Origin of the sequence: Salinibacterium sp. M195, from assembly GCF_019443965.1 — a bacterium.
Classification (GTDB): domain Bacteria; phylum Actinomycetota; class Actinomycetes; order Actinomycetales; family Microbacteriaceae; genus Rhodoglobus.
In genome coordinates this window covers 132399-148559 of sequence record NZ_CP040814.1, presented here as the reverse complement: position 1 = coordinate 148559, position 16161 = coordinate 132399, and the positions used below count along the sequence as shown (strand labels likewise).

At 57.3% G+C, this 16161-nt stretch carries 14 protein-coding genes; 8 read left to right on the top strand and 6 right to left on the bottom strand.

Annotated elements, in window-relative coordinates:
• Window positions 1-12: 12 nt before the first annotated feature.
• Window positions 13-993, bottom strand: a complete 981-nt coding sequence (locus FFT87_RS00690) for a hypothetical protein (protein ID WP_219949489.1) — start codon at window positions 991-993, stop codon at window positions 13-15.
• 194 nt (window positions 994-1187) lie between these two features.
• On the opposite strand from FFT87_RS00690, the gene FFT87_RS00685 reads away from it, so the two are divergent.
• Window positions 1188-1457, top strand: a complete 270-nt coding sequence (locus FFT87_RS00685; RefSeq protein WP_219949488.1) for a helix-turn-helix transcriptional regulator — start codon at window positions 1188-1190, stop codon at window positions 1455-1457.
• A 278-nt stretch (window positions 1458-1735) separates the two neighbouring features.
• Window positions 1736-2683 carry a GIY-YIG nuclease family protein gene (locus FFT87_RS00680; RefSeq protein ID WP_219949487.1) on the top strand — a complete coding sequence of 316 codons (948 nt, stop codon included), beginning with the start codon at window positions 1736-1738 and terminating at the stop codon, window positions 2681-2683.
• Here FFT87_RS00680 and FFT87_RS00675 read toward each other — a convergent pair.
• Window positions 2680-3573, bottom strand: a complete 894-nt coding sequence (locus FFT87_RS00675) for an HIRAN domain-containing protein (protein WP_219949486.1) — start codon at window positions 3571-3573, stop codon at window positions 2680-2682. The two genes, FFT87_RS00680 and FFT87_RS00675, sit on opposite strands and share 4 nt — an antisense overlap.
• A 1190-nt stretch (window positions 3574-4763) precedes the next feature.
• Here FFT87_RS00675 and FFT87_RS00670 point away from each other — a divergent pair.
• Entirely contained in the window at window positions 4764-7301 is a 2538-nt protein-coding gene (locus tag FFT87_RS00670) for an AAA family ATPase (RefSeq protein WP_219949485.1), read from the top strand.
• Between the two features lie 82 nt (window positions 7302-7383).
• Here FFT87_RS00670 and FFT87_RS00665 read toward each other — a convergent pair whose 3' ends face one another.
• Entirely contained in the window at window positions 7384-8256 is an 873-nt protein-coding gene (locus FFT87_RS00665) for a hypothetical protein (protein ID WP_219949484.1), read from the bottom strand.
• Window positions 8257-8346: 90 nt separating this feature from the next.
• Between FFT87_RS00665 and FFT87_RS00660 the strand changes: the two genes are divergently transcribed.
• Complete coding sequence (locus FFT87_RS00660; protein WP_219949483.1) at window positions 8347-8592, top strand: hypothetical protein; 246 nt, start codon at window positions 8347-8349, stop codon at window positions 8590-8592.
• Between the two features lie 7 nt (window positions 8593-8599).
• Here the strand turns inward: FFT87_RS00660 and FFT87_RS00655 are convergent, their stop codons facing one another.
• Window positions 8600-9433 (bottom strand): DUF5677 domain-containing protein, encoded by an 834-nt coding sequence (locus FFT87_RS00655; RefSeq protein ID WP_219949482.1) that lies wholly within the window; start codon window positions 9431-9433, stop codon window positions 8600-8602.
• 746 nt (window positions 9434-10179) lie between these two features.
• On the opposite strand from FFT87_RS00655, the gene FFT87_RS00650 reads away from it, so the two are divergent.
• From FFT87_RS00650 to FFT87_RS00635, 4 genes are all read left to right on the top strand, one after another.
• On the top strand, window positions 10180-10323 hold the full coding sequence (locus tag FFT87_RS00650) for a GPGG-motif small membrane protein (RefSeq protein ID WP_219949481.1): 144 nt from the start codon (window positions 10180-10182) through the stop codon (window positions 10321-10323).
• A 629-nt stretch (window positions 10324-10952) separates the two neighbouring features.
• Complete coding sequence (locus tag FFT87_RS00645; RefSeq protein WP_219949480.1) at window positions 10953-11519, top strand: GNAT family N-acetyltransferase; 567 nt, start codon at window positions 10953-10955, stop codon at window positions 11517-11519.
• 491 nt (window positions 11520-12010) lie between these two features.
• Window positions 12011-12814 carry a heliorhodopsin HeR gene (heR, locus tag FFT87_RS00640; protein ID WP_219949479.1) on the top strand — a complete coding sequence of 268 codons (804 nt, stop codon included), beginning with the start codon at window positions 12011-12013 and terminating at the stop codon, window positions 12812-12814.
• A gap of 154 nt (window positions 12815-12968) precedes the next feature.
• Window positions 12969-14213 carry a leucine-rich repeat protein gene (locus tag FFT87_RS00635; RefSeq protein WP_219949478.1) on the top strand — a complete coding sequence of 415 codons (1245 nt, stop codon included), beginning with the start codon at window positions 12969-12971 and terminating at the stop codon, window positions 14211-14213.
• A 104-nt stretch (window positions 14214-14317) separates the two neighbouring features.
• Here the strand turns inward: FFT87_RS00635 and FFT87_RS00630 are convergent, their stop codons facing one another.
• Window positions 14318-15322 carry an NADP-dependent oxidoreductase gene (locus tag FFT87_RS00630; RefSeq protein WP_219949477.1) on the bottom strand — a complete coding sequence of 335 codons (1005 nt, stop codon included), beginning with the start codon at window positions 15320-15322 and terminating at the stop codon, window positions 14318-14320.
• 50 nt (window positions 15323-15372) lie between these two features.
• Window positions 15373-16077, bottom strand: coding sequence for a type 1 glutamine amidotransferase domain-containing protein (locus tag FFT87_RS00625; RefSeq protein ID WP_255559986.1), 705 nt, complete (start codon window positions 16075-16077; stop codon window positions 15373-15375).
• Between the last annotated feature and the right edge of the window lie 84 nt (window positions 16078-16161).

The following is a 16161-nucleotide window of genomic DNA, read 5'->3' as shown; positions in this document are numbered from 1 at the left end:
CAGTTCTTGTGCTCAAGGGCCTTCAGCACCCCGCAGCGTCATTCGGTACTCGGCCATTGGCGCGGCCTCTACATAGGTCAGGTATTGGTTGAGGTTCTCGAATTGGGCCATACCGCCAGCGCGGAGAAGTTCTTTAATTGGAGTACCCATCCCGAGATGGGTAGTAGTCCAAGTCGCGCGAAGCCGTGTGAGCGCGGGGACGACACCCATGGTTCGGTACATGAAATCGCTCACCATGTTGTTGCCACTGGGCGCACGCGGCCCGCCCCACAGCAACTCGGCCTCGGGATACCCGTTGACCAGAAGCTGTGCCCACTCTTCCCATTCTCGAAGCATGGGCACAGAACGCGCGTTTCTGCCGCGAACTCGCACGAGCACGCCGTCTTCGTCGATTGTGACGTCGGTGCGGCGAAGAGTGCGCAGTTCACCAGGCTGAAGCCCAGCGCCAGCGGTGAATGCGACAAGCAGCATGCAGCGGTGGCGGGAGAGTGCAGTTTTCTGTCCCGCGGCCCATAGGGCATGGGCCTCCATCTCGGCCGTTGTGTAGGGGGCTTGTATCTTGCGCTTGTGCATCGCGGTTAGTTTGGGGCGCGAGTTGGGCAGAACCGAGGCAGAGATTGCCAGAAGCACCGACCGGTACGTGCCGCCAGTGCCCTCGCGAGTAAATGCTGTGGTGCAATAGCGGTCGATGAGGGTCGGCGCGAAGATGAGCTCATCGCGGAGTTCAAGGCCATGCTCTTCGACGCACCACATCACGAAAGGTGCGGCAATGCGCATCAGCTTGCTGGCGTCACGATTGCTCGCCAGAGCCGTGGTGGTGACGGCATTCATGACGAAAGGGCGCGCTTCGTCCCACGCGAGCCGGTGCTGTTTCGGCTTATGGCGTTTAGTCAACTGAGCGATGACCTCCGCGGCAGAGAGTGCCATCCCGGTACCCGAAGCGGCGGTCTGAGCGGGGCGTTTTGTCGATGAGGTTTTGGTGGATGTCTTCACATCCATCTCTATACGGCGAATTCTCCGTCAGTGGGGACTTTTCCCGTTCGTTGCCGGAATCCTGTTCGTCAACAAGGCGAACGCAAGACGTTTTGCGACTGAAGTTCATTCGCCCGCGCTCCCAACAACTAGTGGTTATAACTACAGCCATCAACTATCACCGTGACCACCGACATTGCCGCTACGCTCGATGCATGAGTCCTCGCCCTTCGCGCGCCCTTCCGGCCGAATTGTGTGAGGACTGGCCCGAAGTGCCGTGCGCTGATCCGGTCGCGGAGAAAGCCAGACAGCTCGTGTTGAACCTCCGCGGTGCCATTGGGGTGCGCAGTATTCGCGAAATCGCGACGACGACCGGCGTTGACCGGGCAACGATCGGGGCTGTCTTGCAGGGTAAATCTTGGCCAGACATCGTCACGTTGGCGAAGCTTGAACACGAGCTGGGCCCGCTCTGGTCTCGCTCATAGCCCTCGTGGGCTGTCAGACCCGGTGGTGCCCCGAAAATGGGGCATTTCCGAAATCGAATGTACTCGATACGCTTGCGACAGCGAGGTGATCAGGATCTCTAAGCTGTAGCGAGCGGAGTCGACAAGCCGGCACGCGAATTGCCTAAGGGGCGCCATTTAAGCGTTCGGGCGGGAGAGTCGGTGGATATCGTCAAAGCTATGCTTCGGACGGGTGATCACCTATCCGAGCGTGCACGAATTCGATTCTTGCTAAAGCATGTGTGGAGGCTCGCGGACTAATGTCTAACGTTGCAGATTCTCATCTGATCGAAGCACTTGCAGCCCTCGGCGGTGCGACGGGAGCAATCGCGGATGCGCTGAAGTATGTGCCAAATAGGCGAGGCCTCTACGCCGTTTACGCCTCTAACGAAGCATGGGATGAGTTGGGCTTCGAGTGGTTTGACGGCCCACTTTATGTTGGCAAGGCGGAACGCAGCCTTGTCTCCCGCGACGTCAGCACCCATTTCGCCACGGGCAAAACAGGCAGCTCGACCCTGCGGCGGTCGTTGGCCGCCTTGTTGAGAGGCCCGTTGCATCTCGTTGCAATTCCCCGAAACGTCGCAAAACCGGGAAACTTCACAAACTTCGCGCTTGAACAAACCGGTGACGAGCAGCTAACTGAATGGATGCAATCGAATCTCAGAATCGCAGTTTGGGCTGCGCCCGAAAGCGTTTCGAGTTTGGTCCTCGTCGAACGCGCAATCTTGGCGCGCCTACAGCCACCATTGAACCTCAAAGATGTGCCGAACCCTTCACGGAGGCTATCGGCGGCCCGAGCGGTGATGGCCGATCAGGCAAGGACGCACGTAGGAAGCGCACCCCTTCAATCCCCACCAGCTATGAAAGACATCGTTGAATTCATCTTCAGGTATTTCGACGACGATGCAGACGTAAACCCCGAAGTAGACCCAGATTCAGTGGCGTGGCGGGTTCGACGGCGCAGCTATGGGTGGGAGATCGACACTCAACCGAATTCAGGGGCGCTTCTCTTGGGCCCCGGCCCCTTGATAATCGACGGACGCACCGGTGACTATTGGGAAACATCGTCCAGCCCGTTGGATGTCTTCGGAGGATCGGGCGCGCTTGGTTGGTCGGAACTCAAGAGTCGCCACCTCTTTGACCAGTGGAAACAGGGACGCTCAGTGCCGGACGGAAGCATCTTCAACGGTGCGGACTCAAGCACCTAACCCGTGATTTTTGCCAGACGTTGACCGAGCTGGGTCTGGTCCCTTTCTTTGGAAGGGACGAACGATAGCCAGCGCTTCAGGACGGCAATCTCCTGATCCTTTTGGCCGAGCTTGCGGTGAATTATCGCGGCCTGTTCGGTGTACCAGGGGGCGGGCTCCCTGCCGTCGCGGCTATGTTCGGCGCCTTTGATGGCGGCTTCACACAGCGTTAGGGCCTCAATGAGCCTGCCTTCCCGTTTCAGCTCCTTGATGGGTTCAACCAGCTCAAGATAATGGACTCCCTTAACCATCCCAGCCTTGAACTGCTCTGCACGCGAGCCGCCATCAGCAATGGCATCATGCACCATCGCGGAACTGGATTCGTGCGCAGCCATACGCTTTTGCGCCGGGGTCATTGCTGGCGGGCTTTCGGTGCTGTACTGCCACTGCGGATCGTCGTGCCCCAACCAGGAAAAAGCCTCAACTCGCACTCCCTTGCCTAAATCGGCACGGAACAATTGGACCGGCACGGTCATGCTGGCGCCCACCGTCAATGACAATTCTTTGGCGACGTAGCCGGGAACATATCCAATCCGGTCACCCTCAACTAGCACTGCGATTGCTTGGGGATCGAAAGCGTTTTCGGGTTCCCGTTGCAATGTGCCGGCGACGTACAAGGCGACTCGCTCGCCGAGCTCATGGCGTCGCACTAGCGCGACTGCTGCGTCCTTCGAATTGGTCGTCGTGCCCGCCACCTGAATGAGCTGGCTCGCACCGAAGTGCAGTGTGATTTTTGTTGCCGCTGTTGCCGCTGTTGCCGCTGTTGGCGCATCGCCCGGCTTAGAATCTGCGGTTTGAGAATGTGCGAGCTCAACTGACTTTGACCGCTTGAAAATATCAAAGAATCCCATCGTGTACCTCCGCTTGAATCTTGTCACGCGGCTGAGGCTGAAGTGAATACCCAGAACGGGAGCCGCACTACGTGTCCGCTCGACGGTCCTAGTTTCCGCGCATAATCGGTGGGTGGCGTATTGCCAACATGGCCGATTTGTGGAAATTCGCCTCGCATTCTTGCGGTCGAATACCATCGGTCTATGGAAATGGCAACGACACCGAAGGGCCTCGCGCAGGAGCTCGGCTATGACGACGATGGACGGGCGGTGCGCATTGTGCTTCGACGGGGATTCCCAGACCACCCAAAGTATTCGAGGTGGGAACCATTATCACCGCAACAAATCGACTATGTGGTGAACCACCTGATCTCCCGGCGATAGCGCGAATGCGGATCGACCAGTTTGGTCCTTGGCGCAGTTGGCCGCCGGGCCGACTGATCCGACGGCCAGCGCGGCTGGCTGGCATAAGGACCCTTATCGGTATCGGGCGGCGTCGCCAACTTCCAAGCTGTGACCAAATGGGGCACCGAAGATTCGCTTTCGCCAGACCAGCCAGCATCGCCGCGGCCGCTCATCACGAAGCCACCGAGGATCTAGTCGCGGTGCACGGAAGGATGCCGACCAAAGTTCAGAGTGCCAAGCATTGCGCGGGTATAAACTCTTGGGTGCACAACCCGAGCGCGCGGGTCGGACCGTTGCCAACCACGGCTGCTGCGCGACTCCCCGCTGAAATTGACTCGCGCTTCAATGAGACGTGAACAATTGCCCATAGTCATACACCGGAGAGCACGTTTACATCGACAGCCAGGTTCGAGCGCTGTTTTGTTCGGAGCGGCCGGTAAGTAGCTGACGCAACCATGAGCTTGCAGTCCGAAACCGCTGCTGGGTCTCTTGGTCGAATGCTACGAAATCTCTCAGGTATTGGTGGCGCTCGCTAGTGGTTCTGCGCTCCGAGACATGGACGGGATATTTTGTTGGACCATCTGTCGTAATAGACACAAACCCCCTCTTTCTAAGGCGGGAACTTTTAGCAAAAACCCTAACGCGCGCTTCGTCAACCTCAGTTGTGATGGAGGGATCGCCGGCTTAGAAGTAGGCGTCGCGCCCGTTGCCTTCTTCTTCTTCTTCTTCTTCACGCACCTCGACCCCGCGCGACTTTACGATGCGGAGAACTGGAGGGAAGCGGGGCGACTCGGCTCACAACATGTTTGGAATGTCGGTGCTTCCTGCCAAACTGTGAATGTCACTCACTAATCCACCCAAAGGATGCTTCCATGAGACTCTCCCGTGTCGACGTTCGATTCTTCAGATCGTTTAATTTCGACTATGAATTGAAAGCGCGGGACTCAAGCAAGCCTGCCGCATGGGAGGACAATGATCCTTGGTTTCCCTTCGTTCGAGTACCGCTGGATTCTGAGATCACCGCCATTGTCGGCGCGAACGAAGCCGGCAAGAGTCAACTCCTCACGGCGATAAAAGCGGCTCTCACTGGCACGCCCATAGACAGGTCCGACTTCTGTCGATACAGCGAACAGTATTCGGTGAAGACCAACGAGATCAGGCTTCCGGAGTTTGGTGGAAATTTCACGTTGGATGAAGGGGAGCAATGGCCGGACGGACTAGCCTGGCTCAAGAGTGCGCACAATTTCACGCTGTATCGGCCAGGTGACAAAGCTCCGTTCCTTGTAATCGACGGTGAAAAGACCGAACTTACCCCGAGCGAGTTGAGCCATGTCGAAGCAGCGCTTCCGACTTTCCATGAACTCAGGACTGACCTCGCAATACCGGATAGTGTCTCTATCTCAGAGCTCGCGGGCGCCCCGCACACTCCATTAGGGAATCGAAACAATCGGGTCGGGCTGCTTAGTCTCCTGTTCGGGATGGACACACCCACGGAAGAGGCGCTGGGGAAGGCGATTCTGCCATCGTTGACGATTGGAGCAGATCCAGCCACAGTGGCTGCGGAGGAAAAGCGGAAGGCGGAGTTCCAGCTCGCTCGTGAGCTCCTCGTAGATGCGGCCGGGGTCGCCGAGCAAACCTTCTCTGAGCTGAGCGAAGCCATCAAGTCAGGTAGAGAAGGTCAGGTTGAAGCCATTGTCGGCGGAATCAACTCGGCTATCAAAGAAAACCTAAACATTCAGCGGTGGTGGACTCAGGACCAAGACTTCGACTTGCTTGTCGAGGCCCGAGAGCACGAGCTCGCGTTCACCATTCGCGACCGCACGGCCTCGAAGTATTCATTCGCAGAGCGGAGCCAAGGCCTGAGGTTCTTCCTGAGCTACTTTGTGCAGCTCACTGCTCACCGGATCAAAAATACCAAGCCCGACATTCTACTTCTCGACGAGCCGGATGCGTTTCTTTCAAGCGCTGGTCAACAAGACCTCTTGAGGGTGCTCCAGGAGTACGCGGTTCCGGAGAACGGAGGACAACAAAGTCAGGTTGTCTATGTGACTCACTCCCCATTCCTGATCGACAAGAACGCCCCCCAACGGATTCGGGTTCTCGATAAAGGTTCCGAAGACGAAGGAACCCGAGTTGTCCGCGATGCCGCGAACAATAGGTATGAGCCCTTGCGCTCCTCCCTCGGGGCGCATGTCGCCGAGACTGCTTTCATAGGTGGTAGCAATTTGTTCGTCGAAGGGCTTGCTGATCAAGTCTTGATAGCTGGCCTTTCGGCTCACATAGCCAAACGCGAAAAAACTACCGCCAACGTTCTAAACCTCAATGACGTGACCGTGGTCGCGTCAGGAGGGGCAGACGGAATTCCGTATCTCGTCTATCTAGCACGAGGTCGAGACACGATAAAACCGCCGTGTGTTGCGTTGCTCGATGGTGACAAGGCAGGTAAAGATGCCGAACGAGTTCTCAAGCGAGGAGAAGCTCGGAAGAAACGAGTACTACGGGATCAATGCATCGTCCGGATGGATCAATGGGCTCTCGAATCAGGCCTGGAATTCGACGACCACGTCGTCGTCCAAGAAATCGAAGACTTACTACCGGTTCCGATTGCGCATCGTGCGGCACTTAACTTCCTAGCGCGTTTCGTCGACCTTGCTGATATCGACACTTCCACCTTCAACGTTGAAGCGCTGAGGTCAGAGCTCACTAAAAATGGCGGGCGAGTTTGGAATGCTATCGACACGTGCTTCAGGGTCAGCTTTCCAACTGAACACATCGAAAAGGCCGGACTAGCTCGTGAGGTTGTTTCGCTTCTCGATATCGACGGGCAAACAGACGGTTCAACTGAGCTTCGAGAGCGTTTCAGCTCTTTGCTCGCGCTCCTTACCGAGATGCTGGAGGACGCTTTCGATGAGGAGGCGCGGAACCGAACAGATGACCGGCTCAAACGCGCCGTCAAAAATTTCTCTCGAAATCATCCGCACGGAATGAAGAAGCACGACGCGAGGAAGCTGCTTAAGGAAATTGAAGTCGCTATTGCAAGCGTCAACTTCGCCAGCGACATGCTCAGCAGAATCCAATCCATAACCCGCACCTATGAGCTAACTGACCTCAGCAATCCCAGCGTGCCACGGTTCGCAGCGTTCCGTGACGAGATCCGTGCATTCGCAACTGGTGAGCGATTGTCGTATCAAGACGATGCCACAAAGGATCCAGCGGCCTCAATCCTTTCCCCTTTGGGCGAGAGAATTGAGCAGGCGGAAACTACGTCGAAGACCACCGATGCAGATTCCAGTGCTGCGGTTAGCTTCGAAAGTTCTTCCGACGGTCTGGCCGAGGGGGAGTAGGTCGGAAGGGACGACGTCCGCTGAGACGCTTTTGTGGCCAGCCTTGATGAGAGTGGCGCCGCTGGGTGCATTCCAAGTGACGTTATTGCTGCAATCGCCCGCTATGCCTCAGTAATGCGATTATCAAGTTGGCAGCCCGCAGAAAGAAATAGTCGCGGTCTGTGCCGCGGATAGTTTCAGTGTCTTTCTCGTGGTGCCGAATGCTGAACTCGTTGCCCAACTTCGTGACAGCAATCATGTCGTTTTCAAGCGCAAGCCGAAGCTTCTCCGGCGCTACCATTCCGAGCAGGGTGGAGATTCCCGCACGCTTGTCGGGAGAGCCCAGCGTCTTTATCCGTTCGAACGCGTCCCAGAGTTTCTCAACACCAGTTGCGCGCTCGTCCTCATGGTGCGACTTGTAAAGATTTCGTGCGCTGATTATCAATTCGTCGAGGTGAGTGTCGCCGGTTGACGGTGTTAGATCGTTCAACACGCGGGCTACTTCAGCGGTGCCAGATCGCACCACCCTCAACCCGTTCATCGAGTAGAGCGTGCGGCCTCGGCTTAAATATTGATTGACCTCGTCTCGAAGAGCCGTCGCGCCTTCCTTTCGGTTGAACACTAGTTCCCAGTGCCCGAAGTGCGCGTGATAGCGATCGCGCACAGGAAGGGACACTTTCTGAGCCGCCCATTCCACGAGGTCTAATGCTGCCGTTTCGTCGATTTCATCATCGACGCGACAAGGCCATCCCAAGTCCGGGATAAGGGCGTGGATTTCGCTGTTGACTGCGGAAATGTTGGTGCCGATCGTCCCGCAGTCTCGATCGGAGCCCTTCGTCGGGAATGCTTCCGCGAACCAGTCTGATTGCATCTTGGTCTCGATGAGACGCACGAGCCCAGCGACGGTGCTGGGAGGGATCTCTCCTTGGCCGTGGGTGCCAGCTAACCTATCTGAATAGAAGTCAAATGCAGTCACGACACTATTCTGTCTTATCCAAGGACCCCGAGTCTGTCGCGCGAGCCCCAGTCCATCATTGGTGTGTTGTCCTGAAGATAGGATGCCTACATGCCGAACTCAAATTGGACCTTGACCTACGATGACCAGACGTACTCGGTGACACACGTCGAGGCGCAGAAAATACTAGCAGTCAAGATGTCAATTTTGGAGGGGTCCCAAAGCCCCCAGCCTTATGCTTTTTATCCAGCAGGCCAGGGATTCGACCGTAGTGTGGAAGTCACGATCAACTTGGGCGACGACAAACCCTTTGATCTGAAGCCGGAAGCGTTGTATTGGAAGGGTTACGACGCGTAAGCGCGAATCAGCTCTCTTGGGCGCTCGGCTCACCGCGACCTCCAGTTCTCCACTCGTAGATTGCGTCTTGCATTGCTTGACGCCACGATGAGATTCTTTCGTGCGTCGAAGGAGCGAGAATGTCGAGAGCGATAACTAGGTCGCTGAAAAGAAGAATCAGCATGGCGATTAGATGCAAAGTCTCTCGGATGGTGCGCCCGGTGAAATCTTCTACTGCTCCAGCCGCAGAGTGCGGAACTAAGGATTCGATAATCGATGACGGGCCTGCATGAGCCTGTGCTGACCAAGTGCGGTAATAGTACTGGTACTGCCGAAGCCGCTCGCTTCTGCTCGATTGCTCCGCGAGTTTGTAGGCTGACTTTCCGCTCCAACTGTCGCGAATGTTCTGATGCCGGTCACGAAACTGATCGAACACCTCTAACGCTAAGCATTCATCAAGGTCAGCAGCAGAGTCATCTGAATCTTGGTATCCATCCCCCATCGCAAAGGTCATTGCTCGCCTCCGCGCCTGCAAATCCGCGGCCATGGCAAAATTTTTGTAATCGGCCCAAGCGGCGTCTTCATCAGGCTGAGCAAGAAGGTGCTCGACATTTATAAGCAATTCGAACATTTGCCGGGCAACGCCTGCCGCGACCTCCCAGTGGCCTTCCTCAAGTAGAAGCTGACCGGCTTGGAGGAGCGTCGTTCCTCTCATCGCCACAGCCAGACGGCCCGCCTTCGATGCCGAAACCTGACCGTTGTTTCGCTCCAGCGCGCGCAAACCATCATCGATTACTAGGTCTAGGGCCGCGAAAACCCCGTTGAGCGTCTCTCTCGGAGTGTTCGGCGTCGAAGCGCTCATATATCTTCCTAATCGAATTGAGCCTCTTAGTCGCTCCTTTTTGCCTGAGTGTTGAGGGACGACGTCGGGCGTGCCAAGAATTGGGTCGGCAGGCGGTGTCTGAGCTTTCGACAACTCAAGCACAGTGTGCTGATCTGCCGTGTAGGGCGCACGCACTCGAAAGGTTTCATCCCGTTCGCCAACGAATCGGGCAGCGGAAAAAACCTATGCTTAGCCTGGAATCGGGTCAGGCCAAAGCGAAAAGTGCCCAATGATTGCAAGGCCACTTCAATTGAATGAAAGGGCCACAGTTGGCGGTTTCATTCTTTGAAGCCGCATTCTTCCTTCAATTGACTGAGCGCGAAGATCCTGATGAGGTCTGTCGGTTCGCGGTCCATCAGGACTGCTCTTTTGGTCGCGGATCCTGTCCGAGCCAGGGGACGCTTGTGCTCGTCTTTTCGACGGCGTGCGCGGATGGGCTTTTCGATGGCCACGTCCCTGAGCTTCAGGATGAATGTGGCTATTGAGCGCAGGTTGAATGAGCTGATAGCGAGGGCGGGCACGAGATAGCTCGAGCTAAACCCGCGGCCGGAGCGCTTCCCGCGAGATCGGTCGTGGCGCCCTTGCCGTCGCGGTTATCACCGCGACAATTTGGATGAAATACGGTGGTCAGAGCCCGAATGGGGGGGGGGGGTACAGTTTCATCACCAGACCCGACCTGGCTGTAGGCGTAACGTCGTCGGAGCCTAACGAAAGGGAGCAACACCATGGCAACACTTCTCTGGATCATTGCGGCAGTTCTCGTTATTGCTGGCATTGTCGCGCTCGTTCGCCGCCAGTTACTCTGGGGCATTGTGCTCATCGTCGTGGGACTGCTGGTTGGTCCAGGTGGTGTGAGCCTCTTCACCTAAGGTCGCGGCCAGCGCGGTATGGCGCGCACGCCGAGTCCTATGTTTCCCGACCGGGAGCGTGGGGCAGTAGTAGCTGCGTTGGCTGTGTGGTGCGTCGCGGTGAAATGATTCCGCGCTTTTGCTGGTGAGCACATTCGATACGGTCGATTGAGGCAGGCGCAGGTTTCTCCTGATCCGGTGCGCAATCCACCGTCGAGTGAACCTCGACGCGAGGATGTGCTGCTCGGTGTGACCAAACCTTCAGCAGTCCCCTTTTTTAGATTTTCAAAGCTGCGGAACTATTCGGGCCGGACTGCTGGGATGTCGGCTGGTACTGGAGCGATTCGCGGCTTAGCCTGGAATCGGTTTCCGCGCTTTCGCAAACTGCGGTTCCTGATCAGGACTTTTTCAATTGAATGAAACCGCCACAACTCGTACCGCCATCATGGTGGTGTCTCGCCCCGGCAGTACTGCCCGCCCGGGGTTGTCTTCCTGCTGCCCCGGACCTTCCACGCCGGAACCAACTCGGAAATTCCTCATTTTACTCATGTGAAATTCATAGAAACTAGTGGTTTTCTTTTCGTATGGATATCACTTCTACTCCGATCGCTACTACGCCTTTTTGGCGCCTCGCAGGGTGGAACTGACCGATGCGCTTTGCCCAACGCCCCCGTTTCATCCGCGGTTCCTCTCTGGAACGCGCCATTGCGGCGCCGACGCTGGAGACCGAACGACTGAGATTGCGCCCGCACCGCATTGACGACGCAACACGGTGGTTCGAAATTCAATCGTCGTCGGATGTGCAGGAATTCACCTCCTGGCCCGAGCGCACGCGCATCGAGTCCTATGCGCACCTGCAGCACCGCACCAAACATGTTGTGCTCAAGCAGGCCGATGACTTCCTGGCTCTTGCCATCGAACATGAGGGTGAGCTCATCGGTGACGTATCTCTTCACTTGCGTTCGGTAGCGCTCTCGAGTCGGTCAGCCGAAATCAGTTGGATTTTGCATCCTGACCAGTACGGTCAGGGTTACGCCGGTGAGGCTGCTGCGGCAATGATGGAATTTGCATTCACGAGAGTGAAAGTTCAGTGGTTGGTCGCGGTAATTGAAGAGAATAACGTGGCCTCGATTGCGCTTGCGGAGCGCTTAGGCTTCCGCCAGATTTCGCGGAGTGGCGACTCCCTCTCGTTCATCGCCGGCACTTTTCAGCCATAGCCATAGCCATAGCCGCAGGTGCTCGTTCCCGGCGACAAGAAATGAATTAGGTTCTGGGCGGAATTTCGCGCCAGCGTCGAATGCGGCCTCTCCGAGGCGGAGACCAATTCATGGACTCTTGCCCTGTAGCTAGGGGTAACTCAGCTCCGTTTGTCCCTAAGCGCCCGAGAGACTCTCTATATGACGCACTTCAGCCCTATCCATAAGGCACGCGATTCATTGACAAGTCCCTCTCGTCTCGCGGAACTTGCGGCGAATCATCCAGAAACTCGCGTAGCGATAGTGTCGCATCCGGCCGACGCCGACGGCGGTGATATAGCTGCCCCTATCAAGTCAGGACTCCCGCTCTCCGCACATGGTGACAGCCCTCGATGTAGAAACGGGAGAGAAACCAGGCGAACCGGAATATCCTCCATTTATTGGCATCGGATAACCTCCTCGGTGACTAGGGATGCGCTAACGTGACAGCCACACCGTCAAAGGGAATTCCCGTGTCAACGAAGACCTATTCTCCAGAGCAGCAGGTCGACCGGCTGCGCATCTACAATATTGTCGCTGGCAGTCTGCATCTTCTGCAGGCGATCGGATTCGCGATCGTGCTCACGATGCTCAGCTCCCAAGTGTTGTTCGCCGTCACCGCGGACTATTTGGCTGGCCCTCCCGGCGCGCCGATACCACCCGAGCGCGTCACCGTTTTTGAGGTCAACATCGGCATTGGAGTCGTTGCGTTCCTCGGCCTGAGCGCGTTCTTCCACTTCCTCATCTCTAGCCCGTTGTTTTTCGACCGCTACAAGACTGGCCTTCTGGAACGCCGCAATTACTTTCGCTGGACGGAATACTCCCTCAGCTCATCCATCATGATCTGGCTGATCTTGGCAATTAACGGCGTGACCGACATCGCCGCGCTATTTTCCGTCTTCGCCGTAAACGCCGCGATGATCCTCTTCGGAGCGCTACAGGAGAAGTACGAACAGCCCGGATCTGGTGGGATGCTGCCGTTCGTCTTCGGGTCGATGGTTGGCGTTGTGCCCTGGATCATCATCCTGATTTACTTCCTGCGCCCTGGTAGCGCGAATGAGGTAGCGGCCCCAGGATTCGTCGTCGGCATCGTGATCTCGCTGTTCGTGTTCTTCAACACGTTCGCCATCAATCAGTGGCTGCAGTACAAGCAGATCGGCAAATGGAAAAGCTATTTGCGGGGTGAGCGCACTTACATCACGCTCAGCCTGGTCGCGAAAACCGCGCTAGCGTGGCAAGTGTTCTCGGGGGCGATCATCCCCGCTCTGACGAGTTGATGAGAGGAGCATTCGCAGTCTAGCTAGAACACTTGGTTGAGAGACGATACTGATTGCGCGCAACCGATAGGGTTAGCCGGGTCGGTTCTACTCACGCTCTGCGCCGAATTTTAAGAACACCAGTGTGTGACCCGAACCGATTGTGGATCTGATTATGAGTATTGCTGCCTATAGCCCCGCGCCGATCGCCCTCCGGCCAGCGAACAGGACATCGCGAATCGCCGCGGCCATCGTCGCAGCAGTCTTGGTATTGGCTGGGTCCGCTCTCGCCGCAACCCCGGCCTACGCAGCTGCCGTCTCATTCACCGAGGATGGGATGACGTTTTCTGCGGACGATTCTGACCCTGCCGCTGGGGCTACCGTCACCAGTTACGATGTAACAATCGCCAGCGGCGGCTTCGACGCCGATATCCCTTCGTCAGTCGCGTTCGCGGGCGAGACTTACCCTGTGGTTGCCGTTGGCGCCACCTCGTTCAGGGATGTAAAGATCACGTCGGTCGTTATTCCGAACAGTGTCAAAGTTATCGGCAACTCCGCATTTGAAGCCAACTTCCTAGCTTCTGTAGTGATCCCCGACTCGGTGACGTCTATCGGCGATTCTGCTTTCAACTACAACAAATTGACGACCGTGACTATCGGGAATTCGGTAGAAACTATCGGAGATGACGCGTTTGAGGACAACGATCTAGAAACCGTCGTGATTCCGGATTCTGTCACCACGATGGGTGAGTACGCTTTCAGCGACAATTCCCTCACGTCGGTGACGTTGGGCGCTTCCCTTGTCGACATCAAGCTGTATGCATTCTACGAGAACGAGATCACCACCGTTACTATCCCGGCATCCGTTACAGGCATCGACCGCCGGGCATTTGCGGACAATGGTTCGCTGGCCGATGTTGTATTCCTCGGTGCCGCTCCCACCGCATTCTTCGCTGCGGGTTCGGATGGATCCTTGGGCCGATCACCGTCGATCGTTGTGCACTACTCCAGTGTGTTCGCTGATCCTGCAGCCGCAGCGGGATTCACCACCCCCACCTGGCAGGGCTACAACGCCGTGCCGAACCCCATCGTGACGTTTGACCTCTCCGGTCGCGGAGCGGCAATTGCGCCGACAGACGTGCCGTTTGGTACCGCCATGGCGGCTCCCGCTGAGCCCACGGCATCCGGCTACACATTCTCTGGCTGGTACACGGATGCTGCGCTGACTACCCTCGCGGACTTCAGCACGGTGATCGCCGCCGACACCACATTATTCGCTGGCTGGACGGTTGCTGCCGCTGCTGCGGATGCCGAGCCGATGCTCGCTGCAACTGGCAGCTCAGCTCCGCTTCTGCCGATCGGGGTACTGGCCGCGTTGCTTCTCGCCGCCGGAATCGTGTTGCGACGACGGATGGCCTGACTCGCGCGTTAGTTAAGAAATGCCCCGCAGCGTCAGCTGCGGGGCATTTCTATTTCACACGAGGTGTGTGTTGTGTGCCGTTCGGGTCGGCAGTTACGAAAGGGCTACAGGCGAACGATCGCCTTGCCAATGTTTGCGCCGTTCATCATGCCGTTGAAGGCGTCGAGCGCGTTGTCGATGCCGTCGGTGATGGTTTCGTCGAACACGATCTTGCCTTCGCCGAGCCACCCCTGCATCGCTGCACCGAACTCTGGTGCGAGGTGGAAGTAGCTGCCCATGGTGAAGCCCTTGATGGTCAAGCCACGCGTCACGATGTTTGAACTGTTCTTGATGCCCTCGTCCTTGCCGTTGATGAGCGACATGACGCCGCACACTGCGACGCGGCCGCCGTCCTTGAACGCGCCGAGAGCTGCTGAGAGGTGCTCGCCACCCACGTTGTCGAAGTAGACATCAATTCCGTCGGGTGCCGCAGCATCCAGCTGGCCAGCAACGTCGCCATTCTTGTAGTTGAAAGCGGCGTCGTAGCCGTACTTGCTCGTGAGGAGGGCAACCTTCTCGTCGGTGCCGGCGCTACCGACGACGCGTGCTGCGCCGAGGAGACGGGCAATCTGGCCGACCATGGTGCCAACTCCACCCGCGGCGCCAGAAACGAAGACGGTGTCGCCTTCCTTGATGTGCGCGATCTGAGTCAGACCAGTCCAGGCGGTGATTCCCGTGATGCCGAGAACGCTGAGGAACAACGAAGGCGAGATACCGGGAACGTCGGGGAGCGCCTTGAACTGACCAGCAGGAGCCTGCGCGACGTCGCGCCATCCGAGCTGGTGCTGAACCAGCGTGCCGACAGGAAGCGATGCGTCGTTCGACTCGACGACTTCACCAACGGCTGCGCCGCCCATGGTCTCGTTGAGGTTGAAGGGCGCAACGTACGAGCGACCTTCATTCATGCGTCCGCGCATGTAGGGGTCGACCGAGAGGAACGTGTTGCGTACGCGAACATCGCCATCAGCGAGCTCAGGCAGTTCGAGCTGAACCTTCACGACGTTCTCAGTGGTTGGAACGCCGGTAGGGCGTGAGGCGAGCTGCCATTGGGTGCTTGTAACGGTAGTCATGAAATCTCCTTGAGGTTTTTAGAGTGTGAAAAGCGGGAAGTGTGTGGTCGCTATGACTTATCGGCGACGATGCGCTCGGCAACGGCAACGGATGATGCCGGGTTCTGGCCGGTGTACAGGGCGCCATCAACGACGACATACGGAGCGAAAGGCTCCGGCGCCTTCGAGTAGTCAGCACCCAACTCAACGAGTCGGCTCTCGACGAGCCACTTGACCTTATCGGCGAGACCGGCAAGCTCTTCTTCGCTGTTCGCGAAGCCGGTCATCTTGCGATCCTTGAGAACCCATTCGCCTGTTGCCTTGTCGTTCGCAGCGAGGAGGGCTGCGGGAGCGTGGCACAGCACGCCGAGAGTCGTGTTTGTTTTCACGGCTTCTACGATGAGCTGCCCAGAGTCTTCGTCGACGGCGAGGTCTTCCATGGGGCCGTGGCCTCCAGGGTAGAAGATGACGTCGTAGTCACCGGCATTCACGGCATCCAAGCGCAGTGGATGCTGCAGCACAGGCTGGAGGTCAGCGATGCGGGCCTCGAAGTCAGCGAGGCGCTCGGCAGAGCCAACGCCGCCTTCGCTAAGGCTTGCGGCGTCAAAAGTGGGGGCCGCACCTGCTGGGCTGGCTACCTGAACCTTCCAACCGGCTTCGGTGAAGATGCGGTATGGCTCAAGGAGCTCTTCTGCCCACACACCGGTGGGGTGTTGCGTTTCGTCAGCGAGCGTCAAGTAGGACGCTGCCGAGAGGACCATCAATACGTTTGTCATGCGAACTCCTTACAAAACCAGGTGGCTCGTTACTGAGCCGGTTAGTTTCTTATCAAACCAATTGGTTCGACACTATGTCGACGT